This window comes from Alteromonas oceanisediminis, from assembly GCF_018474025.1.
Taxonomy (GTDB): domain Bacteria; phylum Pseudomonadota; class Gammaproteobacteria; order Enterobacterales; family Alteromonadaceae; genus Alteromonas_E; species Alteromonas_E oceanisediminis.
Map to the genome: position 1 here is coordinate 474899 of NZ_JAHCTA010000002.1, position 25160 is coordinate 500058.

Below are 25160 nucleotides of genomic sequence, written 5' to 3' on the forward strand. Positions count from 1 at the left end.
AGGCACGATACGACGCTATTTAAACGGCAATTTTTTGCAAAAGGTGTGCTATACTGCGCGCCGAATTTTTGAAGGTGACTGGCATGAAAGTAATCGAAGGTAATATCCGCGCAACCGGAAAGCGTTTTGGCATCGTAGTTTCTCGCTTTAATAGCTTCGTTGTAGAGAGTTTGCTTGACGGCGCATTGGATACATTAGAGCGTTTTGGTGAAGTCAGCGACACTGATATTACTTTAGTGCGCGTACCGGGAGCCTATGAATTGCCGATTGCCGCAAAAAAATTGGCTCAAAGCGGTCAATTCGATGCGATTATCGCGCTTGGTGCCGTTATCCGTGGCGGTACTCCACATTTTGATTTCGTTGCCGGAGAATGTAATAAGGGGCTCGCGCAGGTGTCTTTGGACTATACCGTCCCGGTATCTTTCGGCGTAATCACCACCGACAGTATCGAGCAAGCCATCGAACGCTCAGGAACCAAGGCCGGGAATAAGGGCGCTGAAGCCGCAATGGGTGCGCTTGAAATGGTCAACATAATGGGTGCGATGGGTGAGCAGTTTGGTGACAACGCGTGAAAGTAGCTCCCCGCCGTAAATCCAGAGAGCTTGCGCTGCAAGGCGTATACTCTTGGCAACTGTCTAACAATGACGTTGAGCAAATTGAATTGATGCTGGCAACGACAAACGACATGAAGTCGGTTGACATGAGCTTTTTTCAGATGCTGTTGCGTGGTGCAGTCACGCGCAGCGAAGAGCTTGATGCGCAAATCAAGCCATACTTAGGGCGATTGCCAGAAGAGTTGGACCCGATTGAGAAAGCCATATTACGTATCGCTACCTTTGAGTTGGTACAATGCATGGAAACGCCTTATAAAGTGATCATCAATGAAGCGATTGAAGTGGCCAAAAGCTACGGCGCTCAAGATAGTCACAAATTTATCAATGGTGTACTCGATAAAGCCGTGAAAACATTGCGCAAACACGAGCGCAAGTAAGCGTTGTGAAAGAATTCGATCTCATTGACCGCTTTTTCAAGCATGGCGGCCATCAACGAAAAGACGTTATTATTGGGATTGGCGACGACGCGGCGATAACTCAAATTCCCGCGAACCAATATCTAGCCACCACAACGGATACGCTCGTCAGCGGTGTTCATTTCTTGCCTGATAGCGATCCAAGAGCTGTCGCGTACAAAGCCGTAGCCGTCAACCTCAGCGATTTGGCGGCCATGGGAGCTGAACCCGCTTGGATCAGCCTATCATTGTCTATTCCTGACATTAATCAAGATTGGTTAGCCTCCTTCACTGAGGGCTTATATGAGTTAACACAGTATTATTCGGTGCAATTGATTGGTGGCGATACGGTGTCTGGCCCACTGGCATTGACGATTACTGCGCAAGGGTTTGTACCACACGACAGTGCACTTAGGCGCAGCGGGGCCAAGCCCGGCGATTGGATCTATGTCACCGGAACGGTCGGCGATGCAGGCGCAGGCTTAGACATTCTTAAAGGTGAATTAGAAGCCGAGCAGGCTGCCGCTGATTTTCTGATTAAACGTCATCAATACCCTTCACCTCAAGTGGTGGCAGGAACAGCGTTACGTCGAGCAGCCAGTGCCTGCATTGATGTCAGTGATGGTGTGCTGGGTGATCTTAGACATATCTTACACAGCTCTCATTGCGGCGCGTTGCTGCATGTGGACAAACTGCCTCTGTCAGAGGCGCTGCGTAGCAGTGTGTCACCGCAGCGCGCGATTGAGTACGCATTGACCGCAGGTGATGATTACGAGCTTTTGTTTACGGTGGCAGAAGACTTCAAGAGTCAGGTTGAAACCGCCTTCTCCAGTTTCAACGTCAACGCAACATGCATTGGGCAAGTCACCGGGGCGGTAAACAAGGTTGAACTCAAGCTTAATAATTCGCCCTATCGGTATGAAGGTGCGGGCGGCTTCGAGCACTTTAATGCAAAGTGAGTTACGTAAAAGGGTATCGCTGCGTAATCCTTACCATTTTCTCGCACTAGGGTTTGGCAGTGGTCTGATCCCTTTTATGCCGGGTACAATGGGGTCGATTGCCGCCATTCCGCTTGTGATCCTCGTCGCAATGGGTTCACCGCTGAGCTTCGCGTTCATCACGCTTCTCTCTTTTATAGTAGGTATTATCGTATGCCAGCGTACCGCAGTCGACATGGGAGTGCATGACCATGGCTCCATCGTGTGGGATGAAGTGGCCGGTATGTTAGTGACGTTTTTATTCGTACCGTTGAACGTGGCTAGTGTGATAGCCGGGTTTGCATTGTTCCGATTGTTTGACATCCTCAAGCCGTGGCCTATCAGTTTTCTAGATAAGCATATGCACGGCGGACTGGGGATCATGTTAGATGACATTGTGGCAGGCGCAATGGCCTGCATTTGTCTTCACCTAGGCTTATATTACGGGGCGTTTTGATGCGCCGCGATCTTTGCCATGATACCGGCAGTGTCTAAGCCTAGTTCCTGATACATCTGTGCCTGCGTTCCCTGTAAAATGAAGTGGTCGGGCAGGCCGATTTTCAACAATTGCGTGGATAATTTGTTTTCGTGCAGGTATTCACCCACTGCACTGCCGGCACCGCCCATAATCGCCCCATCTTCCACGCTAACCAGCAATGAGTGATCAGTGACCAAGGTATCAATAACGTGGGTATCCAAAGGTTTTACAAACCGCATATCGACCAGTGTGGCGTTCAACTTCTCAGCCGCCTCATAAGCAAACGGATACAGTGTGCCAAAATTGAGTATGGCAATCTTTTCTCCGTGGCGCTTTGTCACTGATTGACCTAGCGGCAATGCCGACATTGCTTTTTCTACCGCCGTTCCCATGCCGCTGCCTCTGGGGTAGCGCACTGCGGCGGGTGCTTGGGCAATATGGCCTGTATAAAGCATCTGACGGCACTCATTTTCATCACTGGGCGTCATGATGATTAAATTGGGTATACAACGCATAAAACTGATATCAAATGCGCCTTGATGAGTGGGCCCGTCTGCGCCAACGATGCCAGCGCGATCAATCGCAAATAACACCGGCAAGTTTTGAATCGCCACATCATGAATTAACTGGTCATAGGCACGTTGTAAAAACGTAGAGTAAATAGCAACAACAGCATGTAACCCATCGCGCGCCATACCGGCGCCCAGCGTTACTGCATGCTGTTCAGCAATCGCTACATCGAAGTATTGCTGAGGATATTGTTGTGAAAATTTAACCATGCCAGAACCTTCGCGCATGGCAGGCGTGATCGCCATGAGCTTCGGATCTTGCTGTGCCATGTCACACAACCAATCACCAAAAATAGCTGAAAAGGAGGGCGCGCTAGGTTGGCTTGCCGGTAATGCGTTATCCGCTGGATTGAACTTAGGAACCGCATGATATTTTATGGGATCTTTTTCGGCTACGTCGTAGCCTTTACCTTTGCGGGTAACCACATGCAATATCTGAGGACCCTTAATTTTGCGCATATTGCGTAGCGTGTCGACCATGCCATTGACATCGTGACCGTCAATTGGGCCTATATAATTAAAACCCAGTTCTTCAAAAATGGTACCGGGCACCACCATACCCTTGATGTGTTCTTCAGCGCGGCTGGCAAACTCCTTGATTGGTGGAACATTACTGAGGAGCTTCTTGCCGCCATCACGAATGGAATTAAACACATTGCCAGTCAGCAAGCGAGCAAGGTGACTATTGAGCGCCCCCACATTTTCTGAAATGGACATTTCGTTGTCGTTTAATACGACAACCAGATCCTTGTCCATATCACCGCCATGATTTAACGCCTCAAACGCCATACCCGCCGTCATCGCGCCATCACCAATAACAGCGACAACTTTACGATCTTTCCGTTCATAATCGGCCGCAATCGCCATGCCCAGTGCAGCACTGATAGACGTTGAAGAATGGCCGACGGCAAACGTGTCGTAATCACTTTCGGGCGGCCAGGGGAAGGGATGTAAGCCATTTTTTTGCCGGATGGTTGACATCCGATCACGCCGACCCGTGAGGATTTTGTGTGGGTAGGCTTGATGGCCAACGTCCCACACCAACCGGTCAAACGGCGTTCGATAAACGTAATGCAGCGCAACCGTCAGTTCTACGGTGCCTAAACCGGACGCGAAGTGCCCACTGCTTTGGCTCACACTCGCCAGCAAATACTGCCGCAATTCATCAGCAAGCTTTCTCAGCTTATCTTGTGGCAGTTTACGCAACTGTTCCGGCGTATTCGCAAGCGCCAATGTAGGGTACTGGTTTAAGTCTAATGTCATTCTTTTAATATTTTCGTTGCGTCATGAGGTCGGCAAACTGCCGCAATAGGTCCGTATTGTAGGGCAAAGTGTCTAAAGCTTGAAGCGCTTGTGTATGGTAATTTTTCAAGGCCTGCTGAGCGCCATCAAGGCCTAGTAAAGAAACAAAGGTGCTTTTATGCAGCTTTTCGTCAGAGCCACTCGGTTTGCCCAATGTTTCCGAAGATTCTGTCACATCAATAATGTCATCACGAACTTGAAATGCCATACCGATGTTGTCGGCATACGCGAGTAAGGCGGTGTGCGATTCAACGCTTAAGCTTTCTGCCAAAATGATAGCAGCCTCTACGCACAAACGTAACAACGCGCCAGTTTTTAACTGATGTAGTTGCTTTAAGGTGGGTTCGCTAATCGTGTGGCCCGTGGCGGCTAAATCCATAGCCTGTCCGCCGCACATTCCTTTATAACCCGCTGCGATGGCTGTGGCACGGATCAACGCTAAACGCTGTTCGCAGGTGCAGTGTATGGATAACTGCGTGGTCAGAATATCAAACGCCAACGTTTGTAGCGCGTCGCCAGCCAATATGGCCGAGGCTTCATCAAATGCAATATGACAGGTTGGTTGACCCCGCCGAGTATCATCGTCGTCCATCGCGGGCAAATCGTCGTGAACCAACGAATAGGCATGAATACACTCTATAGCGGCACCCACGGCAAGTGCGTCATCGGGCGAGACATCTAACGTATCTGCGCACAGACAAACAAGCAGCGGTCGCATACGCTTGCCGCCTACCAGTAGTGCGTGTTGCATGGCATTTTTTAGTCTTGGAGCGTGATCGGGCAGCGCTTGAATTTGCTTAGCAAGAAACGCGTCAATCTGTTTTTTAGTCGACGCCTGTCTGACGGATAGTTCGCGTTCACTCATCGCTTGAAGCGTCAAACGTATTCACCGATTGCTGACCGTTTTTTTCCATCAGAATCTGAACTTTTTGTTCAGCGGCTTGGAGGGTTGCCTGGCCTTCTTTTGTCAAATGGACGCCGCGCTCAAACTTTTCTAAAGCTGTCTGTAGCGGGATATCGCCCTGTTCCATTTCGGCGACGATTTTTTCAAGTTCATCGAGTGTTTGTTCAAAGCTTAAAGGGGCTGATGATTTTTCAGTTGCCAATGCAAAATCCTTAGAAACAGTGCTTAATTTGGGGCACGTTGATCTTTGCTGCACATTACCTAAGGGGCATAATAGGGTCAATCACAAATTCAGCGAATTCGTTTTGCGATGCCTGAGAGTGTAGATTTTGTCCCAATGGTCGATACAATGACTACATGGCGTTGCGCCATATACCGAAAACCCACCGATTCATAGAGGAGTTACCAGTGGATTTAGCAACCATCATCGGCATTATCGGTGCGATAGGTTTTGTCTTCATGGCTATGGTGCTCGGCGGTGATCTCGGCATGTTTATTAATGTGCCCTCACTCTTGATCGTGTTCGGCGGTACGATTTTCGTCGTGCTTTCACAGTTCACTCTTGGTCAGTTCTTTGGCGCAGGTAAAATTGCTGGCAAGGCGTTTGCGTTTAAGATTGAAGCGCCCGAAGACTTGATCCAGAAAATTGTCGAAATGGCTGATGCGGCGCGTAAAGGTGGGTTTCTCGCGTTGGAAGAAGCTGAAATTGAAAACAAATTTATGCAGAAGGGCGTCGACATGTTGGTCGACGGGCACGATATTGACGTGGTGCGCGAGACCTTGGCAAAAGATATCAGCATGACCACGCAACGCCACGAATTCGGGGCGACTATCTTTAAGGGAATGGGTGATGTTGCTCCGGCGATGGGCATGATCGGTACCCTGATTGGTTTGGTCGCCATGTTGTCTAACATGGACGACCCCAAAGCCATCGGCCCAGCCATGGCGGTGGCGCTGCTAACGACCTTATACGGCGCATTTTTCGCAAACGTTATATGCCTGCCTATCGCGATTAAGCTTGGAAACCGAGCCGAAGAAGAGAAACTGAATCAATCATTGGTGCTGGACGGTATTGTTGGCATCGCCGATGGCCAGAATCCACGGGTCATAGAAGGTATATTAAAAAGCTACCTCGCAGCCAGCAAACGTGCTGAGCCGTCCGAAGAGGATTAAACTATGGCGAAGCAAGAAGAAGAGTGCCCGAAGTGTCCACCGGAGGGGTTGCCGCCTTGGATGGGGACCTTTGCCGACCTGATGTCGCTATTAATGTGCTTTTTCGTACTGCTATTGGCCTTTTCAGAAATGGATGTTCTGAAGTTTAAACAGATAGCGGGTTCGATGAAATTTGCATTCGGTGTTCAGAACAAAATTGAAGTTAAAGATATTCCCAAGGGGACCAGTGTGATTGCAATGGAGTTCCGTCCTGGCCGACCCGACCCTACACCCATCGAGAATATACAGCAGCAAACGATTGAAATGACGCAACAGATGCTTGAATTCCAAGCTGGTGACGAGGATTCTGCCGGTGGCCGTCAGAAGCAACGAGGCACGCAACGCGGTGGGCAAGCGCAGCAAACGGCGACGGACCAGTCTTCGGCAGCCTCTACACAAGCAGCCAATCAGGAGCAGGTTAATGAATTGATTAAGAAAGTTGCTCAACAGTTGGAAAAACAGATTGTGGATGGCTCTATCGAGATGGAATCCCTAGGCCAGCAAATTACCATACGCATTCGTGAAAACGGTTCGTTTTCCGCGGGTTCAGCCTTTTTGCAACCCCAGTTCATCCCAGTGATCCGCACTATCGGTGAGTTGCTTGCCGACATGCCCGGTGAAATAGAGGTATCAGGTCACAGCGACAGCCAACAAATATCGAATGAACTGTACCGTTCAAACTGGGACCTATCAGCCCAACGAGCCGTGGCGGTAGCGGAAGAGTTGCGCCGTGCGCAGGGTTTCGATGAGGCACGAATGTCTGTTGTGGGCAAGGCCGACACTGCGCCTCTATTGGACGGCGATGATGCTGACGCGTTGTCACGAAATCGGCGGGTGGAAATCGTCATTAATCAGGGCAAGCCGCTCATGTCTAAACCCATTTCAGTTATCGAGGGAAATGACTCAAACGAGTAGCTAACGGCGCGCAGCGGTGAGTAGCGTCTTATACTCATTCGCTCCTACCGGCATGATTGACAACCTGTGCCCCTTTTTCAACAGGGGCAGCTCATCGAGATTCGGCATCTGCTTAATGTCACTCAGCGACAGGATATCGGGAAATGTTTCTTTCCATTCTACTTCAACCGTAATCCATCGCGGATTGTCTGGCATCGATTTCGGGTCAAAGTAATGGCTTTCGGGATCAAACTGAGTGGGGTCAACAACGCCAACTTGCGACACTCTGGCAAGCCCAGCGATGCCGATAGTCGAGCAGCTAGAGTGGTAAATAAACACATCGTCGTCTATTTGCACGCGATCGCGCAGATAGTTTCGTGCTTGATAGTTCCGGACACCGTCCCAACATTCGCGCTGGCTCGGGCGTTGCGCTAGGTCAGTGACGCTAAATACATCGGGTTCGGTCTTAAACAACCAATGTGCCATCGCTTTACCGAACAATATCGGCAGTGTAACCCGGCTTTGAGATGACCAGTTGAACTGTACTGATGCTTCTCTCGAGAAATCCGCCTTCACAGTAGTTCATGTAGTATTGCCACATGCGCGCAAAGCGATCATCATAGCCAAATTGTTTCAATTCATCTCGATGCAATTGAAAGCTTTCATGCCAATCATGCAGGGTTTGCGCATAATCCAAGCCAATATCGTGTAGATCTCTGATCATCATATCGGTATGTTTTTTCAATGCATTATTCATTTCAAGTTGTGACGGTAAAAAACCGCCGGGGAAAATATGCTTTTGAATAAAATCGACACTTCGAGAGTAAGTTTCGTAGCGCCGGTCATCTATCGTAATCGCCTGTAACACCATCAAACCGCTGCGCTTAAGCAGTGAGGAGCATTTATCGAAAAAATTGCCGAGGTATTCCTTACCCACTGCTTCAATCATCTCAATCGATACGAGCTTGTCGAACTGGCCTTCAAGAAGCCGATAGTCTTTTTTGAGTAGTGTGATTTTATCCGATAACCCTTCTTTTTCTACCCACGACTGCGCGTAATCATATTGCTCATCGGATATCGTCGTTGTTGTCACTGTACAGCCATAATGTTTGGCAGCAAAGATGGCCAGACCACCCCAGCCAGTGCCGATTTCAAGTAAGTGATCCTCTGGCGTTAGTTGCAGTTTTTCGCAAATTGTTTTTAGCTTATGCGCTTGAGCATCGGTCAGAGAGGCGCCTGAATGAGGGTAAATCGCCGAAGAGTACTGCATGTTTGGGTCAAGAAAACGAGTATACAAGGTGTTGCCCAGATCGTAATGAGCAGAAATGTTCTTCTTCGCTTGTTGCTGCGAATTACGACGGAAAAAATGCTGGACCTTCCACACTGGCAACATCAGCCATTTGAACTTGGCCTCCCAGGCATCCAGCATCGATATATTACGGGCGAAAATACGGATGACGTTGGTGAGGTTAGGGCTTGTCCATAGGCGGTCAGTAAACGTCTCACCAGATGCTACGCTTCCGCCTAAAAGCAAATGCTTGTAAGCAACGGGCTCTAGAATGTTCACTTCGGCGCGAAGGTCCGTCTCTGTCTCGCCGTAGATCGCGACGACACTGCCACGCTCTTTGATGGTGATTTGTCCGTAGGGCAATGAGGAAAGCACCTTTAAAAACAAGTGTCGGCATACTTTGTGTACACCGTTCATTTGTTCTTCAAATACAACTGCTTGTTCGCCTTGCGACATGCTTAAAGTTCCTTGTTTTTAGGATAGGAATAAAATGGCACACGCTTGATAAACAGCTTCAGCGCTTGCCAATAGATTCCAAATACCGTCTTAATCGTCATACTGGGAATGGATAACATTACGCGCACAAGGGTTTTTGAGTTCAATGACATTCTTGTCATTTTTAACGCAGCCGTAAAATGCCGTTGTTCTTTAAAACAGCTCAGCGACAAGCGTAGGTGTTCGTCAGGTTGTTTAACCGACCAGTGGTAAACCATATCAATGGGGTTAAAAGGTGATACATGGAACGCTTTATCGCAGGGTTCTTGCCGGTCAAGATCGACCAGATAATGATGGCGCTTATTCCATGGAGTATTGCTGACTTCTGCAAGCATATGCGTATATTGCTGCTTTTCATTGCGAATAAAATAAAAATTGACTGGGCTAAAATACAACCCAAATGTACGTACCTGCCCAAGCAAAAACACATCGCCCTTGACCGGATTGACTGAGCTATCGGGAACCAGCTCATTCACCCTTTGTAGTACGGCGGATTTTAACCGAATAGACGGGTCGCCCAAATAATCACTGCGTTTGAAACGCGCCGGGGCGAATTTGTCTATCGAAAACCCACGTACCTCACGCGCGACATTTTCAAGATTATCCAGATTAAGCCAGAACAAAAAAATTCGATAAGTGAATTCATGATGTTTCGGCACGACCCGCTGATGAAAAATGTCGCCGACATAAAGCGCGTCATCTGAGGACGTTGGGCTCACAACGTTTCTCCAAACCGCTGGCAAACATCCAAAGCACTGCGAACACCATCTTCATGAAACCCGTTGTACCAATAGGCGCCACAGAAATGCATGCCGTCGATGCCGCAGATCTCGGCGCGTCGGTTTTGAGCAGCGACCATGTCTACATTGTATTGTGGGTGGGCATAGTGATAAGTGCCAAGCACTTTTTGCGGATTAATTTGCGCCGTGTTGTTGAGCGTTACACAAAACGTGTGCGGTGCTTCAATACGCTGCAGTATATTCATATTATAGGTAACGGAGGCGGGGCGTTGACTCTCATCAGATTCGCCTTTGAGTAAATAATTCCAACTAGCCCACGCGAGTGGCCGTTTAGGAAGTACTGAGGTATCTGTATGCAGAACCACTTCATTCATCGCGTAGGGAATGCTACCTAATATGGCAGCCTGTGCAGAAGTCGGTGTATCAATCACAGACAATGCCTGGTCGCTATGGCAAGCAAAAATAACGTCATCAAATAGGGCATCGGGCTGCCCTTGGGCTGAAACCTGATACCCTTTTGATGTTTTGACCACGCGTGTAACAGGCGCGTTAAGTAATATCTTCTCTCGAAATGATGCTGTCAGTGGCGCTATGTACTCACGAGAACCACCAATGAGTGTATACCATTGCAGTCTGTCGCTGATGTTCAACAATCCATGATTGTTGAAAAACTGCAGGAAAAAACGCAGGGGAAAGCCTTTAGTGTCTTCTACTGAGGAGGACCAAATTGCCGCGCACATGGGCAATATATAGTTTTGAATGAAGGTGTCACTTAATCCCAGTGATTCAATAAAACCGATCAGTGTCTGGTCCTCGGCGACATCTTTGTCGATATCTAACGCTTTGCATGCTTTGTTAAACGTTAAAATATCCCGCACCAGTCGAATGAATTTTGGTCGCAAGATGTTGCGTCGCTGCGCAAAAAGACTGTTTATGGTGTTGCCATTGTATTCGATGTTTTCAGCAAGGTTTTTAACACTAAAACTCATTTCGGTTGGCTGCATGGGCACGTTCAATTGCGCCATGAGCTGGTTGAAATGAGGGTATGTCCAATCGTTAAAGACGATAAAGCCAGTGTCGATGGAATAGGTTGAACCGTCGACAACGACATCTTTGGTTGCTGTGTGGCCACCGATATAATCGTTAGCTTCAAACACCGTGATATCATGACGTTTATTCAGAAGGTATGCACAGGTCAGTCCGGAAATTCCCGTCCCGATGATTGCAAGGCGTTTGGACATGGTGACTAATTCTCTCGCTTCATTGATTTTTTCATTTTGACACATAAATGTCGCTGTGCGGCAGACGGAAGAAGATTTAAGGTTCTGAGAATAAAACCGAATAGTGTTGGGAAATACACGTTTCGCGATTTCTTCTCAATACCTTTAAGCAAGTCTTGGGCAGCTTCGTCCACAGGGATTTTCATGGGCATATCAAAATCATTCTTGTCTGTCAGCGGCGTCTCAACAAAGCCAGGGGCAACGGCTTGCACAATGATGTCGTCCTTCGCTAAGTCGACGTCAAGTGACTTTGTAAAATAATGCAGTGCCGCTTTGCTTGCGCCATACGCTTGACTGCGTGTAAAGGGTAACAAACGCGCCATTGAGTCAATGATCACCAGTTGATCACCCGGCATAAGTTGCTTTCTCAAAGCGGCAACACAATTCACCACGCCAAAAAAATTGGGTGCGAATACGCGATGAAACATGTCAGGCTCTATCGCGTCAATGTCTACGTATTCACACGTACCGGCATTGAGCACCGCAATGTCGCATTGCACGTTAGCCAACGCGGCTCGGGTTCCTTCTTCGTCTGTGACGTCAAAACGGATGGTATCCACATTGTCTAATGTCGATAGTGAATCCAGCTTTTCCTGATTTCTACCACACGCGATGACACGATATCCGCGCTGACTGGCTAACTGACACAAGGCTTCACCGATCCCTGAGGTTGCGCCGGTAATTAACATGGTCTTACTCACTGTAGTTGCTCCTTTAATCGTCGAACGATATGGCCTAATAGTGGCACATGCTCATAAACAAGTTGCCCCATGTCGTAATAATCCCGATGGTAAATCACATGGGTGTCACTGGTTTTCAGTAATGTCACACCATCGACCTGAATCACTTTATTTGCCTTGAGCTTTTTAGCAGAAAAAGACATTTTCCATTCAACAACATAGTCATAGGTGGAATGGTTAGCGTCTTGTGCTGACGTGGGCAAGATCGAGAGGATCTTAAATTCGCACTCACGAGTCCCTTTCAGTAACTTGCCGAAGTATTGAGTTACGGTATCTAGGCCGTGATGAGTGGCAATAGGATCAACTAACTCAATATCGTCAGCGTACACATCACCTATATTGCTTATGTCTTTTGACTGAAGCTGTAAATAAAATCGTTCAAACTTCTCGATTGGCGTCATTGAGTCACATCGATTATTTCTGATAATGTGGATACCTTACATCGAGTGGTCTAGATCATGTGGTTAAAAATTTTTAATCGAATCGACATCTAGTTCATCAGCAACAATCCAATCAGTGACGATCCAAATACTGCACTACCACGTAACTTAGTCATCTGTTGAATAATTTGAGCCGTCTACCATTGCAGACTTTGCCGTTGTTTCCGCTCTCCGCACACCTTCTCCCTGGAGGGAGGATGGCACTGCGAATTTTCGAGCCTCGCTATACACGAATGGTCAAGGAAGTGTGTGCGAGCGATGGCTCGTTTGTGATTTGCATGCTCAACGCGAGAGGCAATAAAGAGAACAATACTCACATTCACTCCATCGGCACGCGCAGCAAAGTGATTGACTTTGATATTTTGGAGGATGGCCTGCTTGGTATCACTGTTGAAGGGGTCGAGCCGGTTCGAGTGACGGCAATTTCGACAGAGAATGATGGTTTACGAGTGGGTCAATGCGACAAGCTGACTGACTGGGAAATAGACATCGACGATAACATTGAACCGATGGATAGCCGCTTGAAAGAGATTTTTGAGAAATATCCAGAGGTGAACGGGCTATATTCTTCCCCTCAATTCGATAACCCCATCTGGGTAATTAGGCGTTGGTTAGAGTTACTTCCCGTCGACGCGCAGCAAAAGCAGAAGCTTTTGGAGGAAAAAGATTGCAGCCAAGCGCTTTCTTTTCTGCGACAATTGATAGAGTGATCTAATTCATCCTATCTCTCGTAACAATGTTAAATTGTGTTCGGAAAGGATAGTGACTATGCTCGTTGGGATTCCAGTGGAAGCAAACCAATCAAGACCTGTAAAGCCGATTGAGTGCGCCGATGAAATGTCGGGATATTTGGTTGAGGTGGCTTCTGATCGCAGTAAAGTGGCGTTTTCAAAAATTTTTGGCTATTTCGCACCGCGTCTGCGTTCCTATGCGTTGAAGCAAATGGGCAATGAGGCGCTAGCGATGGAGTTGGTTCAAGACACGATGTCCAATGTGTGGCAGAAAGCGCATCTGTTTAATTCCGAGAAAGGCTCACCCTCCACATGGATTTTCACCATCGCGCGCAACATCCGCTTTGACATGTTGCGTAAGTTGCAGAACCGTAAAGAAGACATCTGTTCAGACGATTTATGGCCCGTGTTGTGTGAGCAAACCGCTGATGCGAATGAAACATCACTGGAAGAGCAGGTTACTTTAGAGCAATTAGGTCATTTATTCGATGCGTTACCGGTAAAGCAGCGCGTAGTCATCGAAGCGATTTATATTGACGGTAAGTCACAACAAGAAGTTGCGGACGAACTGTCCATCCCGTTAGGCACTGTTAAATCTCGAACGCGGTTAGCGTTACAGCGTTTGAAGGATATGATTGACGACCATGATTAAGTACCACCCATCTGAACAACAGCTTTTGCAATTTGCAGAGGGCACACTTCCTGCTGCAGAGTCATTGATGTTGTCTGCGCATTGTGACATGTGCACAGTGTGCCAAGAACGTCTTCGCTATCACAGTGAAAATATGGCAAAAACGAGTCTGCATGATGAGGCGGATAACCCTGCTCTGGACAGGATGCTGGCCAATATTATTCAGCAACCTGAAGCCGAAAGACCGTCATTAAATTATTCGTCGCCGTCGACAATTGAGTTAGATGGTAGAAGATTTGCGGTTCCTCGCGCCCTACGCAGGTACATACACAAAACGGGAAATTGGTCGTCGCTGGTTGGAAAATTGTGGCAAGCGCCAGTCGACCTTGGCGATATCGGTATGGCTCACTTCATTTATATGGAGAAAGGCGGTCGGGTGCCTGAGCACACGCATAAAGGATCTGAATTAACGCTGGTGATCAATGGTGAGTTTAGTGACGGAATTGCAGACTATGATTCTGGCGATTTCATTGCGATGAATGGAAGCCACACTCACGCGCCCGGGTCAGATGCTGATGAAGGTTGCCTAGTCTTTAGTATTGTGGATAAACCCCTACATTTCACATCAGGACTTGCCAGATTGCTAAATCCGTTTAGCCATTTGTTTTTTAAGTAGCCTGAACGCGAGACGAGAGAATCTGAAATGCGTAATTTTAAAGCCGCTAGCCATAGCGGCTTTCTTGTATGAATGCTCAAATGCTTAAATGTTGCTACTAACTGATAAAATCGCTATCAGGATAATTGATTTTGAGCGTCTTTATTGCGTTGTTCTTTAATTCAGTCAAATCAAGTTGGTCATAGCAGGCCACCATGATTTCAAGTGCTTGCTGCACATGCTCCGTATCGGGAAAATGCTCTAACACATACCTCCCCCTATTGGCCGCAGCAACGTAGGCTTCGCGCCGCATATAAAAACGGGCAATAGCAATTTCATAACTTGCCAGACGATTTTTGATATACAACATGCGCTTCTGGGCATCTGCTGCATATTTGCTATCAGGATAGGTTTCGATTAACCGCCGAAAGTCTTCAAAAGCCTCACGGGAGCGGGTGGGATCGCGGTCGGAACGGTCAATATTCAGCAGATCCTGAAACAGGTTGTTGTCTGATTCCATGTTGGTCAAACCACGCATGTAATACGCATAGTCGACATCAGAATGATTGGGATTCAAACGAATAAAACGATCAATCGTGGCCAGCGCTTGATCAGGCTTACCGGATTTGTAATGGCTGTAAATGAGATCAAGTTGAACCTGATGCGACAGCGGCCCAAAAGGATAGCGCGAATCTAATGCACCCAGTGTCGCTGCAGCACCCGCGAAGTTGCCAGCATCCATTTGCCGCTTGGCGTCGTCATATAACGTTTGAGCGCCCTGATTTGCAGCAATAACCCGTTCTTCATCATCTGAAGAGCTGCAACCTGAGAGTGCGATAACAACGGCAAGCGATGCCGTTCTAAAAATGTGTTGATACTTCATTAAACCCTATCCTGTCGGAGTATTATTGAGGTGACAGTCTTTAATTGTTTGCCCGGTATTCTAACGCAACGCCGGTGTATTCTCCTAATTGAATACCGTACTTTCCTCATGTAAATATACCAAGCACCCATCTTCTACACCGATATTTTTGCTATACTGCCGCAAAAATTTACTGAAAGGCTAGTATGAGTCAACATCAATCGCGTATCTCGCTGACGGCAGAGACTGACATTCAGGTGCATGGTTTACGCTTAGATCAGGCAATTGCTAATTTGTTCCCTGAATATTCGCGATCCAAGCTAAAAACATGGATCCTTGAGGGGTGTGTGTCGATTGATGGCGATGTATGTACTACACCGCGTCATAAGCTATCTGGTTTCGAAAAGATTGACATCGAAGCGATTGCTGAAGTTCAAGTAGAGCACCAAGCGCAATCAATTGCACTGAATATTGTTTATGAAGACGATGATATTCTGGTTATCAATAAGCCGACAGATCTTGTGGTGCATCCGGGAGCAGGTAACAGTCAGGGAACGATGCTCAATGCCCTGTTAGCTCATGTTCCAACGATTAATACCGTGCCGCGCGCTGGCATCGTACATCGTTTGGATAAGGACACGACTGGGCTTATGGTAGTGGCAAAAACGCTGGGTGCGCAGACGCACTTGGTAGAGCAGTTACAATCGCGCACCATGAGTCGGGAGTACGAAGCCGTTGTGACCGGCACTTTGGTTGCTGGCGGATTGGTTGACGAGCCTATCGGTCGCCACCAAACAAAGCGGACTTTGATGGCGGTGCGAGAGACAGGTAAACCTGCTGTCACACATTATCGCGTCATGAAAAAGTTTCGCTCTCACACACATTTGCGTTTAAAACTTGAGTCAGGCCGAACACATCAAATCCGAGTTCATATGGCCCACATCAAGCATCCGATTGTCGGTGACCCAGCGTATGGCGGGCGTCCTCGTATTCCCAAAAACGCCACAGAGGATTTGTTGCAATCGCTTCGCACGTTCAAACGTCAGGCCTTGCATGCTGCGCAGCTTTCATTGTTTCATCCGGTATCCGAAGAATGGATGACATGGCAAGCGCCGTTACCGACTGACATACAGGAACTGCTCGGCCATCTCGCCAGCGATACTCAATTGCACGGTTTTGATGACTGAGCAAACGTCCGTTGTGTATCCTGAATGGCATGTTCCTCAACATGTTAAGGCGTTCACAACAACGCGATTAGGCGGCGTGAGCGAGGGCAGTTGTTCTTCACTCAATGTGGGTTTGCACGTCGGCGACAACCCTCAGTGCGTAGAAGCAAATCGCGATCGCGTTCCGTACTCACAGCACATTCACTGGTTAAATCAAACCCACAGTAGTCGTTGTATTGCTTTACCCAGCAATCAGCATACTGCAGATGCGAGCTACACCTCTACCGTCAACGTGGCGTGTGCTGTGATGACGGCAGATTGCTTACCCCTACTGATGACCGACGGTGCAGGCTCAACCGTGGCAGCGGTACATGCGGGATACGAGGGGTTGCGCAATGGCATTATCGCAAAAACCATCAACCAAGCCTTTGATCAAGTGCCTCGAGCAAACATCAATGTTTGGATAGGGCCAGCCATCGGCGTGTGTCATTATGAAGTCAGTGTTGACATGGCAGGACCTTTCTTACCGTTACCAAATGCAGTGAAAGCGTCTCCGCTGGGCTCAGCCAAGCGTATGCTTGACCTCAAATTAATCGCATCCCATCAACTGACTGAACTTGGACTGACTAGGATTATTGTGAGTCAGCAGTGTACATATTGCGACGATCAGCGTTTTTTTTCCTATCGGCGAGCGACTCATCAAGGGGATAGCAACTGCGGCCGCATGGTCAGTGTCATCTGTAAATTAGGTTAGCAAATAGGGTGTCATGAGTTTGTTTGCCATGGTGTTAATTTGATTATCAACGCTTGAATGTCGTTTATTAAATACCCACATAGGCACTAGGGTAAAACGTAATCAGGAATATCATTATGCGTTTAGACAGATTCACCAGCAAATTTCAGGTGGCCATTTCTGATGCACAATCCATCGCATTAGGCCGAGATCACCAATACATTGAACCCGTGCATTTAATGACTGCTTTACTCAATCAGCAGGGGAGTTCATTGCGTGGGCTTTTTGAGCATGCTGGAGTGAAAGTCAATTCACTACGTTCGGCGCTTGCTGAATCAGTAGAAAGGTTACCACGTGTTGACGGTATCGGCGGAGATGTGCAATTAGCAAAAGAGTCTGTCGTGCTTTTGAACCTGTGTGACAAAATTGCACAGCAGCGCAAAGATGATTACATCACGTCAGAAATTTTCGTGCTGGCCGCGCTTCAGGATAAAGGTAAGTTGGGCGAATTGCTGCGCGCTGCCGGCGCGACTGAGAAGAACATCTCTGCGGCTATTGAGTCGATGCGCGGTGGGCAAAAAGTGACTGATCCCAATGCGGAAGATGTTAGGCAGGCACTCGAAAAATACACGACCGACCTGACCGAACGTGCTGAGCAAGGGAAATTAGATCCCGTCATTGGCAGAGATGACGAAATTCGTCGAACTGTTCAAGTCTTGCAGCGCCGCACAAAGAATAACCCTGTGCTCATTGGTGAGCCAGGCGTGGGTAAAACAGCGATTGTTGAAGGTCTTGCACAGCGAATAGTGAATGGCGAGGTGCCTGAAGGGCTTAAGGACAAGCGCGTGCTGTCTCTGGACATGGGGGCGCTTGTTGCGGGTGCGAAGTTTCGTGGAGAATTTGAAGAACGTCTCAAAGCGGTGCTCAATGAGCTATCAAAGGAGGAAGGGCGAGTCATTCTGTTTATTGACGAGTTGCATACCATGGTAGGCGCTGGTAAAGGCGATGGTGCAATGGATGCAGGTAACATGTTGAAACCTGCGCTTGCCCGCGGCGAGCTGCATTGCGTTGGTGCAACCACGTTGGATGAATACCGTCAGTACATCGAAAAAGACGCGGCGCTTGAGCGACGTTTTCAGAAAGTGTTAGTTGAGCAGCCCAGTGTCGAAGATACCATTGCGATATTGCGTGGGCTCAAAGAACGCTATGAACTGCATCATTCAGTTGATATCACCGATCCTGCCATTGTTGCAGCGGCCACGTTGTCACAACGGTATATCAGTGATCGCCAGCTACCGGATAAAGCCATTGATCTCATTGATGAAGCAGCGTCCAGTATTCGTCTGCAAATTGATTCAAAGCCTGAGGAAATGGATCGCCTAGAACGTCGCATTATACAACTTAAGTTAGAAGAGCAAGCGTTGGCGAAGGAGACTGACGATGCCAGTCACAAGCGCCTTGAAATTATTGAGCTAGAGCGGGAGCAACTTGAGCTGAAGTACGCTGAGCTAGACAAAGTCTGGCGCAGCGAGAAAGACGCGATGCAGGGGACTCAATCCATCAAGTCTGAACTTGAGCAGGCTAAACTGGATTTGGAAATAGCGCGCCGGGCGTCTGATCTGAGCCGCATGTCCGAATTACAATATGGTCGTATTCCTGAGCTTGAGCTAAAGCTCGAGCATGCAACCGAGAATGAAAATATTGAAACGCAGTTGCTTAAAAACAAGGTGACTGATGCTGAAATAGCCGAAGTGCTGTCTCGCTGGACGGGTATTCCGGTCTCTAAGATGCTGGAAGGTGAACGCGACAAACTGATACGTATGGAGGAAGCGTTGCACCATCGCGTTGTTGGTCAGGATGAAGCTGTCGCGGCGGTTGCGAATGCGATCCGGCGCACACGCGCGGGGTTAGCCGATCCCAATCGCCCCATCGGTTCATTCCTCTTTCTGGGGCCAACCGGCGTCGGTAAAACAGAGTTATGTAAATCTTTGGCCAGTTTCATGTTTGATACTGAGCAAGCGATGGTACGTATCGATATGTCTGAGTTTATGGAAAAGCACAGCGTATCTCGTTTGGTCGGGGCGCCTCCCGGCTACGTCGGTTATGAGGAAGGCGGCTATTTGACTGAAGCGGTGCGACGCAAGCCGTACTCAGTTATTTTGCTGGATGAAGTGGAAAAGGCGCACCCAGATGTATTCAACATTTTGTTGCAGGTGTTGGATGATGGTCGGCTCACGGATGGGCAGGGAAGAACGGTTGACTTCAAAAATACGGTTGTGATCATGACGTCGAATCTTGGCTCCGACGTGATACAAGACAAACATGAACAAAGCCAGTATGAAGAAATGAAATCGATGGTGATGTCGGTTGTCGGGCAACATTTCCGTCCAGAATTTATTAATCGGGTGGACGATATTGTGGTTTTCCATCCGCTCGGTAGAGAACAAATTAAGTCCATCGCATTAATTCAAATGACTGCGCTGCGGCAGCGGTTGGTGGATAAAGGCTACAAGCTGGAACTTTCAGGTGCTGCGTTGGACAAGATTGCGGATGCGGGTTTTGATCCTGTGTACGGTGCAAGACCACTCAAACGTGCGATCCAAACCTACATAGAAAACCCGTTGGCGAATATGTTGTTGTCCGGCGATGTTTTGCCGGAAAGTACTATTAGAATAGGCATTAAAGATGGAGAGCTCGCCATCGAGTGATGGCGAGTAATTTTGCAATGATCAGCGCAGGCCTTAGTTTAGCGATTCAAAGAGCGCTTTCGCTGCTGCTATTTCGATGAAGTCTTGACCGCTATTGAGCGCTCGTTCGATTTCTCGCTTACCTTCATCCTGATTACCCAATTGCAATAGCGTGTAGCCTAAGTGGTACTGGATGCTAGGGTCGGTTGAATTCATTGCGTACGCTCGGCGAAGTAATTGCAATCCCTGTTCATGTTGACCGTTAAGGGTTTGAGCCCAGCCGTAGGTATCAACTATTGACGGGTTGTCCGGGTTTAACTCAAACGCTTCAGCGGCAAGTTGTAGCGCTTGATCGAGTTGCGCGTTAAAGATTTTAACGTTAGCCAGGTTATTCAGCACACGCGCTCGGTTGCCATAGTCTTTTTGCATCGCCAAGTATTCAAGATGAGGCTCGGCGAGTGAGAAAGACGAGTAATTCAGGTAGTGGTCTGCCAGTAGATTGCGGTGAAACAACAACTCAGGACTTTCTTTAAGCGCTGACTCCAGTAGTGAGGAAAAGTCATCACGTTGATCAGTTGTGGGCACAAGGAGAAACATTTTGAGTAGCGCACGGTTGAACGTGATGTCGCTTTCAACGGCCAGTTTGAAGAATTCATAGGCAGACGCACTGTTACCTTTACTTTGTGCAATGTCGCCCCTCAGCAAATACGTGTTGGCTGTCTTACCGCTGCTTTCTTCTAACGCATTCAATAATTGCTCGGCTTTCGATATCTCGTTCAGTGCGAGATGAGTTCTGATCCGTTCAAAGCTAATGAGTTGACTGGTGGGAGAGAGCTCGGCTGCAGCTTCTAAGCTGGTGAGCGCACCGCGGTAATCTTCAATGGATGCTTGGCGTAGTGCCAAATTGTAAAGTCTTGTCGGATCATCCTGCCATAACAAACCGAGCTTTTTGAACTCAGCCTTGGCTTTGTCGGTTTCTTCCAAGCCTATTAAAATACGGGCTTTCAATAACGTGTTCTCTGGCGTTACTTCAGTGCGTTTGATGAGAGTATTCAATTCACGTTCTGCTTGAGCAAAACGCTCCGCTCTGATCAAAATCTCAATGTAGTTTTCTCGAGCGATAATTGCGGACGGATATTTCGCTAAGTAGTCATTTAGCCGACGAAGTGCGGCTGCAGGTCGCTGTGTATTAGCCTCTAATCGCGCCATTAACACTACACTTTGTTCATGGCTAGGAAGTTGCGCTAACAAATCAACTAACAGTGACTCCGCTTTATCGAAACTGTCCATCGAGGCATACACTGTGGCTAGATTAAATTTGGCAGAAAAATGGTCAGGCATTTGCTGCAGACTGCGCTCTAGCAGAGGCCTTGCCTCACGATGTTGGCCGTTCTTTATCAATGCGGCTGCTTTCAAGTTCAGGAAATCTGCGTCGTCAGGGCTATTTTTTAACAGAGTATCCATTTCCGCAATGGCTTGTTCAAACTGCCCGTTCTCTAAAAGCAATCGACTGCGCTCAATGATAAACGCTTCTGTGTCGCGAACATCGGGCTGGTTCAGTATCGTTATTGCTTGGTCAAAACGGCCCCGGTAACTGCTCACTCTGGCATCTAACAGTTTGATCAGGGCAAGTGTGGGGTAGCGCTCCGACAGTCGCTCGACAAGTGAGATGGCGCGGTGCATCCGATTACTGTTGAGATAGGCATCTACCGCAATGCTCGCGAGTTCAAGATTTTCTTCCACGGTTTCTGGAAAACGCTCCAATAATTTGATCGCGTCTCCGGTCTCATCTAACTTCATGTGCACATCGACCAGAAACACGATAGCTTGTTCTGGGGAATCAGACATTTGTACATATTCTGCTAGATAGCCGCGGGCTGACTCGTACTCACCTTTCGCAAATTGTGCAATACCTTGAATAAACACGAACTCAGGCGCTTCGGCCGCAAGCAATGGCGGCATTGCAGAGATTGCGTTGCTGAGCGAACTTAATAGTTGTTCAGCATCATCAGGGCGATTGGATTTTACATTAATCCAACTCTTAATCAGCATTCCCATCGGATCCATGGGAGTATCTTCAAGTATGTTGTCAACCAAGTTTTCTGCTTCATTAAGACGATCTTGTCGTACATACAAGGTGGTTAAATTTCTGATCAGCATAGGATCATCAGGCGTTAATTCGAGGCCCTTCAGATAAATGTTTTCAGCCGCATCATCATTGTCTTGTGCGATGTAAACATCAGCCTTGATACGTAGAGACGAGGTGTTATTCGGCGCGAGAGCCAGTGCTTTGTCAACGTAGTTTGAGGCAGTAGATATGTCTTTCTGTTTCAGATTTACATCCGCTAAAACGTTATAAATACCGACGCTTTGGTGGTTCTGAGTGATCAGTGTTTCAAGCAAGTTTTCGGCCGTATCGAGCTGGTCAGACAGCATATAAGCTGTTGCTTTAACGACTTTAAGATCGACTGCTGCTTGCGGTGTTAGCCGTGCGAATTGTAGTTCGATGACTTCGTTGTATTTTTTCTGCAAGAGGAGGGTGGTTGCTAAGGTTTCAGCAATTAAGCTGGGATCGCCACCCAGCTCCAATGCTTCAACAAGTTCGATCTCAGCATCCATCGCATAGCCAGACTCAAGCAGCACTTTGCCAATCAATATTTTTGCAGGCAGATTATCAGGTTGATCACGAAGACTATTTTTAAGGTGTAAGTAGGCGTCTTCTAACTTTCCTTGTTCATAAGATGACAGCGCTTTTTCATAGAAAGTTGAGTCTGCGTGGGCAGACTTGCTCATTAAAAGTGTTAACGAGATAAGCAACGCAAGTGCGATAGAAGCGAAGTTCGCTTTGTGCATAGGGAATACGACCATGATGTAAAATCACTTGTTGAAGAAAACCGCTCTATATTACCACTAAAATAAAAAAAGCGGACATAGTCCGCTTTTCAAAAAGTGTTTGGTAACCCGTTTACTGCTTACGGCGACGACGCGTATAAGCAATAGCGGCAAAACCCAGTGACAGTATTGCCAGCGTTCCAGGCTCGCTGACTTCAGCTGTTGGCGTTGATACGATAAAGCTTGTTTCAAGTCCAGCCAGTTTAAAACCGTCATTTGCATTAGATAGCGAACCACCAAAAATGGGGTTGTAAGCACTAATCAACCAAAAGCGTGACTCAATCATTGAATCTGTTTGCGCATTTCCTTTTAGGCTGTACATGCCTTGGGCGTCTTGGTAGTCACCAATTTTTTGCCAACCGTTGCTTAGGAAAGTGCCCCAAGTGGAGCTCGCTGAGAAAAATGAACTCACGCTGCTGGCAGCGCCGTTGTAAGCAATAACGCTCACATCAGCTTTTCTAGTGTTATTATTGGTGCCTACGTGAGTGGCCCAGCCAAGCTTAATTTTGTCGAGTGCCACGGCACGGCTAAATTGCACTAACACGGCGTCGTAATCGTTATAACCAGCACCAGAGTAGTTAGGAATATTGTCAATCGAATGCTGTGGCGCGCCACCTTCACCGTCTTGGTTCTCAATACCTAGGCTGTTGCCATAATATTTTAACTTGGCATTTCTGATGTACGGGTCTTTTTCAGTGGAACCATTAGCGGGCGAGGTGCCTGATGTATTACACTCAGGTGCCGCAGGGTCACTGGTACAAATAGACGTGCTGCCAGCCGTTTCAGACCAAGCCGTTACGTTAATAGAAACACCATCATCGCCTGTCCAGGCAATGTGGTTGCCGTGATTGTCGCCATTGACAACTTTAGTGCTATTCGCGCTATCAATCACGCGATTGTTGAAACGCCAAGACTGATCATACTCAGTGTCAACGCTGGCGAATGCTGGTGCTGTCAATAGCGCAAAGGCTACTGCCGCTGTATATTTGTACATGTGGATACTACCTAGTTAATGCTCTATCTCAGAATATACAATAATTGAGCCAATTTTAATTTTCTACTAAAATCATAGGGTTAAAATGTTGTGTTGCAAATATTGCACACTGTGTGTAAAAAATACTGACAGCATAATAACAGCTATATTTAATTCAACACGTATACGAAACCTACACTAAGTACGCATTTGTATACCTTTACCAATAGGTGTGATGATTGTTAGGGCTGCAAGTTATTGAACCGGCTATGTTAAGCCGACTGAGTTCTGTATAGTATAAGTAATTTCGTGATTGGAGACCGTATGTCGACTAACAAACGCAAAGGCATTTATCTTTTGCCTAACCTTCTGACCACTGCAGGTTTGTTTTCTGGATTTTTTGCAGTCGTGTCTTCTATGAATGGACGTTTCGAAGCGGCGGCAGTCGCTATTTTTGTCGCGATGATATTTGATGGGCTAGACGGTCGGGTTGCGCGCATGACCAATACGCAAAGCGATTTCGGTGCAGAGTATGACTCAATGGCCGATATGGTGTCATTCGGTGTGGCGCCGGCGTTAGTGGCTTATAACTGGGGCTTGTCAGAGATGGGCAAGCTGGGGTGGCTCGCCGCTTTCATCTATGTGGCTGGCGCTGCGCTGCGATTGGCGCGCTTCAATACACAAATAGGTGTCGCCGACAAACGCTTCTTTCAGGGCTTGGCGAGTCCAGCCTCAGCCGCATTGGTGGCTGGTTTGGTCTGGGTAGGTGTTGAATACAATGCAGATGGTAACGATTATGGTTTTGTTGTCGCTTTGGTAACCGGCGTTGCGGGTTTATTAATGGTCAGCAATTTCAAATACAATTCATTTAAAGAAGTGAATTGGCATGGCAAGGTTCCATTCGTTGCTCTGCTTATAATAATGCTCATATTTGTCATTGTTGCAACTGAGCCTGCATTAGTATTGTTTATTGTATTTAGTTTGTATGCACTGGCAGGGCCTATCAACACATTCAGAAGCGTTGATAAGGTAACATTAAATGACGTCGTGGGTGACCATGAAGAACATGATGCAGACTTTGTTGAAGAGTCTAATACAACCGAAAAGGCTGAATCGGACGAAAAAAAGAACAAAGAGAGCGAAAATTAACCGGTTAGTACGGTTTTCGCTAAAAACGCAAAAAACATGGTTGACGATGAAAAACCTATCTGTACAATGCGCATCTCGCTTCGGGGAGCAAGCCAAGCAAACGAAAAAAGTTAACCTTTCTTCATTTGCTGCAGCCCTTTAACGAAGCGGGTTTCAAGCGAAAATGAGAAAATAAAATTTCAAATAAATGCTTGACACCCTGGCGCGAAGATGTAGAATGCGCGTCCCGCTTGAGGAGAGTCACTGAGGCGCTTCAAGCAGCAAGGTTGATATCGACTCACTAAGAGTTTTGATAAACCGCCTTGCGAAGTAAGGTAGGCACCAGCTCCTAAAGAGTACTGTTAGCCCGCCTT

The 25160-nt window shown here is 47.5% G+C and carries 25 protein-coding genes; 13 read left to right on the top strand and 12 right to left on the bottom strand.

Translation table 11 applies throughout. The features are described from left to right. Nucleotides 1-83: 83 nt before the first annotated feature. From ribH to KIU71_RS05315, 4 genes are read left to right on the top strand one after another with little or no spacing between them, the layout of a single operon-like run. The gene (ribH, locus tag KIU71_RS05300) at nt 84-572 is read left to right on the top strand and encodes a 6,7-dimethyl-8-ribityllumazine synthase (RefSeq protein WP_214130121.1); all 489 of its coding nucleotides are present in this window, start codon (nt 84-86) and stop codon (nt 570-572) included. Next, nucleotides 569-991: a transcription antitermination factor NusB gene (gene nusB / locus KIU71_RS05305; protein ID WP_214130122.1), complete on the top strand. Its 423-nt coding sequence runs from the start codon at nt 569-571 to the stop codon at nt 989-991. The genes ribH and nusB overlap by 4 nt, the downstream gene beginning before the upstream one ends. A 5-nt stretch (nt 992-996) precedes the next feature. Continuing rightward, nucleotides 997-1968, top strand: coding sequence for a thiamine-phosphate kinase (thiL, locus tag KIU71_RS05310; protein WP_214130123.1), 972 nt, complete (start codon nt 997-999; stop codon nt 1966-1968). Beyond that, nucleotides 1958-2443 (top strand): phosphatidylglycerophosphatase A family protein, encoded by a 486-nt coding sequence (locus tag KIU71_RS05315; RefSeq protein WP_214130124.1) that lies wholly within the window; start codon nt 1958-1960, stop codon nt 2441-2443. The genes thiL and KIU71_RS05315 overlap by 11 nt, the downstream gene beginning before the upstream one ends. Here the strand turns inward: KIU71_RS05315 and dxs are convergent. Genes dxs through xseB form a run of 3 tightly spaced genes read right to left on the bottom strand, consistent with a single transcriptional unit; the run spans nt 2428 to nt 5441 of the window. After that, the gene (gene dxs, locus KIU71_RS05320; RefSeq protein ID WP_214130125.1) at nt 2428-4296 is read right to left on the bottom strand and encodes a 1-deoxy-D-xylulose-5-phosphate synthase; all 1869 of its coding nucleotides are present in this window, start codon (nt 4294-4296) and stop codon (nt 2428-2430) included. The two genes, KIU71_RS05315 and dxs, sit on opposite strands and share 16 nt — an antisense overlap. Nucleotides 4297-4300: 4 nt before the next feature. Further along, the gene (locus tag KIU71_RS05325; protein ID WP_214130126.1) at nt 4301-5200 is read right to left on the bottom strand and encodes a polyprenyl synthetase family protein; all 900 of its coding nucleotides are present in this window, start codon (nt 5198-5200) and stop codon (nt 4301-4303) included. Further along, complete coding sequence (xseB, locus tag KIU71_RS05330) at nt 5193-5441, bottom strand: exodeoxyribonuclease VII small subunit (protein ID WP_214130127.1); 249 nt, start codon at nt 5439-5441, stop codon at nt 5193-5195. Before xseB ends, KIU71_RS05325 begins: the two co-directional genes overlap by 8 nt. Before the next feature lie 206 nt (nt 5442-5647). Here xseB and pomA point away from each other — a divergent pair, with 206 nt between their 5' ends. Further along, complete coding sequence (gene pomA / locus KIU71_RS05335; protein ID WP_214130128.1) at nt 5648-6412, top strand: flagellar motor protein PomA; 765 nt, start codon at nt 5648-5650, stop codon at nt 6410-6412. 3 nt (nt 6413-6415) lie between these two features. Further along, nucleotides 6416-7366, top strand: coding sequence for a flagellar motor protein MotB (locus KIU71_RS05340; protein WP_214130129.1), 951 nt, complete (start codon nt 6416-6418; stop codon nt 7364-7366). On the opposite strand, the gene KIU71_RS05345 is transcribed toward KIU71_RS05340, so the two are convergent. The 6 genes from KIU71_RS05345 to KIU71_RS05370 are packed head-to-tail and all read right to left on the bottom strand — an operon-like array spanning nt 7367 to nt 12289. Continuing rightward, the gene (locus KIU71_RS05345) at nt 7367-7831 is read right to left on the bottom strand and encodes an EVE domain-containing protein (protein WP_214130130.1); all 465 of its coding nucleotides are present in this window, start codon (nt 7829-7831) and stop codon (nt 7367-7369) included. A 4-nt stretch (nt 7832-7835) separates the two neighbouring features. Then, complete coding sequence (locus KIU71_RS05350; RefSeq protein ID WP_214130131.1) at nt 7836-9089, bottom strand: SAM-dependent methyltransferase; 1254 nt, start codon at nt 9087-9089, stop codon at nt 7836-7838. A gap of 2 nt (nt 9090-9091) precedes the next feature. Further along, the gene (locus tag KIU71_RS05355; protein WP_214130132.1) at nt 9092-9847 is read right to left on the bottom strand and encodes a DUF1365 domain-containing protein; all 756 of its coding nucleotides are present in this window, start codon (nt 9845-9847) and stop codon (nt 9092-9094) included. Beyond that, the gene (locus tag KIU71_RS05360) at nt 9844-11109 is read right to left on the bottom strand and encodes an NAD(P)/FAD-dependent oxidoreductase (RefSeq protein WP_214130176.1); all 1266 of its coding nucleotides are present in this window, start codon (nt 11107-11109) and stop codon (nt 9844-9846) included. Before KIU71_RS05360 ends, KIU71_RS05355 begins: the two co-directional genes overlap by 4 nt. A 5-nt stretch (nt 11110-11114) precedes the next feature. Next, on the bottom strand, nt 11115-11837 hold the full coding sequence (locus KIU71_RS05365) for an SDR family NAD(P)-dependent oxidoreductase (RefSeq protein ID WP_214130177.1): 723 nt from the start codon (nt 11835-11837) through the stop codon (nt 11115-11117). Nucleotides 11838-11845: 8 nt separating this feature from the next. After that, nucleotides 11846-12289: a nuclear transport factor 2 family protein gene (locus tag KIU71_RS05370; protein WP_214130133.1), complete on the bottom strand. Its 444-nt coding sequence runs from the start codon at nt 12287-12289 to the stop codon at nt 11846-11848. Nucleotides 12290-12471: 182 nt separating this feature from the next. Here KIU71_RS05370 and KIU71_RS05375 point away from each other — a divergent pair, with 182 nt between their 5' ends. Genes KIU71_RS05375 through KIU71_RS05385 form a run of 3 tightly spaced genes read left to right on the top strand, consistent with a single transcriptional unit; the run spans nt 12472 to nt 14366 of the window. After that, on the top strand, nt 12472-13038 hold the full coding sequence (locus tag KIU71_RS05375) for an LON peptidase substrate-binding domain-containing protein (protein WP_214130178.1): 567 nt from the start codon (nt 12472-12474) through the stop codon (nt 13036-13038). Nucleotides 13039-13096: 58 nt separating this feature from the next. Continuing rightward, complete coding sequence (locus KIU71_RS05380; RefSeq protein ID WP_214130134.1) at nt 13097-13711, top strand: sigma-70 family RNA polymerase sigma factor; 615 nt, start codon at nt 13097-13099, stop codon at nt 13709-13711. Next, complete coding sequence (locus KIU71_RS05385; protein WP_214130135.1) at nt 13704-14366, top strand: ChrR family anti-sigma-E factor; 663 nt, start codon at nt 13704-13706, stop codon at nt 14364-14366. Before KIU71_RS05380 ends, KIU71_RS05385 begins: the two co-directional genes overlap by 8 nt. Before the next feature lie 97 nt (nt 14367-14463). Here KIU71_RS05385 and KIU71_RS05390 read toward each other — a convergent pair whose 3' ends face one another. Further along, the gene (locus KIU71_RS05390; protein WP_214130136.1) at nt 14464-15228 is read right to left on the bottom strand and encodes an outer membrane protein assembly factor BamD; all 765 of its coding nucleotides are present in this window, start codon (nt 15226-15228) and stop codon (nt 14464-14466) included. Nucleotides 15229-15413: 185 nt separating this feature from the next. Here KIU71_RS05390 and rluD point away from each other — a divergent pair, with 185 nt between their 5' ends. The 3 genes from rluD (at nt 15414) to clpB (ending at nt 19814) form a co-directional block, all read left to right on the top strand. Further along, on the top strand, nt 15414-16394 hold the full coding sequence (gene rluD / locus KIU71_RS05395; protein ID WP_214130137.1) for a 23S rRNA pseudouridine(1911/1915/1917) synthase RluD: 981 nt from the start codon (nt 15414-15416) through the stop codon (nt 16392-16394). Beyond that, nucleotides 16387-17127, top strand: coding sequence for a peptidoglycan editing factor PgeF (gene pgeF, locus KIU71_RS05400; RefSeq protein ID WP_214130138.1), 741 nt, complete (start codon nt 16387-16389; stop codon nt 17125-17127). Before rluD ends, pgeF begins: the two co-directional genes overlap by 8 nt. A 116-nt stretch (nt 17128-17243) precedes the next feature. Continuing rightward, on the top strand, nt 17244-19814 hold the full coding sequence (gene clpB, locus KIU71_RS05405) for an ATP-dependent chaperone ClpB (protein ID WP_214130139.1): 2571 nt from the start codon (nt 17244-17246) through the stop codon (nt 19812-19814). A 33-nt stretch (nt 19815-19847) separates the two neighbouring features. Here the strand turns inward: clpB and prsT are convergent, their stop codons facing one another. Together prsT and xdp1 are read right to left on the bottom strand one after the other, a co-directional pair. Next, nucleotides 19848-22646: an XrtA/PEP-CTERM system TPR-repeat protein PrsT gene (gene prsT / locus KIU71_RS05410; RefSeq protein ID WP_214130140.1), complete on the bottom strand. Its 2799-nt coding sequence runs from the start codon at nt 22644-22646 to the stop codon at nt 19848-19850. A gap of 112 nt (nt 22647-22758) precedes the next feature. Further along, nucleotides 22759-23679: an exosortase-dependent surface protein XDP1 gene (gene xdp1 / locus KIU71_RS05415; protein ID WP_214130141.1), complete on the bottom strand. Its 921-nt coding sequence runs from the start codon at nt 23677-23679 to the stop codon at nt 22759-22761. A gap of 303 nt (nt 23680-23982) precedes the next feature. Here xdp1 and pssA point away from each other — a divergent pair, with 303 nt between their 5' ends. Continuing rightward, nucleotides 23983-24807: a CDP-diacylglycerol--serine O-phosphatidyltransferase gene (pssA, locus tag KIU71_RS05420; RefSeq protein ID WP_214130142.1), complete on the top strand. Its 825-nt coding sequence runs from the start codon at nt 23983-23985 to the stop codon at nt 24805-24807. Nucleotides 24808-25160 lie beyond the last annotated feature (353 nt).

Excerpts from the sequence above, each read along its gene's own strand:
- pgeF (WP_214130138.1), top strand. The coding sequence starts at position 16,387 with ATGACTGAGCAAACGTCCGTTGTGTATCCTGAATGGCATGTTCCTCAA.
- KIU71_RS05365 (WP_214130177.1), bottom strand. The coding sequence starts at position 11,837 with ATGTTAATTACCGGCGCAACCTCAGGGATCGGTGAAGCCTTGTGTCAG.
- KIU71_RS05360 (WP_214130176.1), bottom strand. The coding sequence starts at position 11,109 with ATGTCCAAACGCCTTGCAATCATCGGGACGGGAATTTCCGGACTGACC.
- KIU71_RS05340 (WP_214130129.1), top strand. The coding sequence starts at position 6,416 with ATGGCGAAGCAAGAAGAAGAGTGCCCGAAGTGTCCACCGGAGGGGTTG.
- KIU71_RS05370 (WP_214130133.1), bottom strand. The coding sequence starts at position 12,289 with ATGACGCCAATCGAGAAGTTTGAACGATTTTATTTACAGCTTCAGTCA.
- xdp1 (WP_214130141.1), bottom strand. The coding sequence starts at position 23,679 with ATGTACAAATATACAGCGGCAGTAGCCTTTGCGCTATTGACAGCACCA.
- clpB (WP_214130139.1), top strand. The coding sequence starts at position 17,244 with ATGCGTTTAGACAGATTCACCAGCAAATTTCAGGTGGCCATTTCTGAT.
- pssA (WP_214130142.1), top strand. The coding sequence starts at position 23,983 with ATGTCGACTAACAAACGCAAAGGCATTTATCTTTTGCCTAACCTTCTG.
- rluD (WP_214130137.1), top strand. The coding sequence starts at position 15,414 with ATGAGTCAACATCAATCGCGTATCTCGCTGACGGCAGAGACTGACATT.
- KIU71_RS05345 (WP_214130130.1), bottom strand. The coding sequence starts at position 7,831 with ATGGCACATTGGTTGTTTAAGACCGAACCCGATGTATTTAGCGTCACT.
- prsT (WP_214130140.1), bottom strand. The coding sequence starts at position 22,646 with ATGCACAAAGCGAACTTCGCTTCTATCGCACTTGCGTTGCTTATCTCG.
- KIU71_RS05380 (WP_214130134.1), top strand. The coding sequence starts at position 13,097 with ATGCTCGTTGGGATTCCAGTGGAAGCAAACCAATCAAGACCTGTAAAG.
- KIU71_RS05315 (WP_214130124.1), top strand. The coding sequence starts at position 1,958 with ATGCAAAGTGAGTTACGTAAAAGGGTATCGCTGCGTAATCCTTACCAT.
- dxs (WP_214130125.1), bottom strand. The coding sequence starts at position 4,296 with ATGACATTAGACTTAAACCAGTACCCTACATTGGCGCTTGCGAATACG.
- KIU71_RS05325 (WP_214130126.1), bottom strand. The coding sequence starts at position 5,200 with ATGAGTGAACGCGAACTATCCGTCAGACAGGCGTCGACTAAAAAACAG.
- KIU71_RS05350 (WP_214130131.1), bottom strand. The coding sequence starts at position 9,089 with ATGTCGCAAGGCGAACAAGCAGTTGTATTTGAAGAACAAATGAACGGT.
- KIU71_RS05385 (WP_214130135.1), top strand. The coding sequence starts at position 13,704 with ATGATTAAGTACCACCCATCTGAACAACAGCTTTTGCAATTTGCAGAG.
- KIU71_RS05390 (WP_214130136.1), bottom strand. The coding sequence starts at position 15,228 with ATGAAGTATCAACACATTTTTAGAACGGCATCGCTTGCCGTTGTTATC.
- ribH (WP_214130121.1), top strand. The coding sequence starts at position 84 with ATGAAAGTAATCGAAGGTAATATCCGCGCAACCGGAAAGCGTTTTGGC.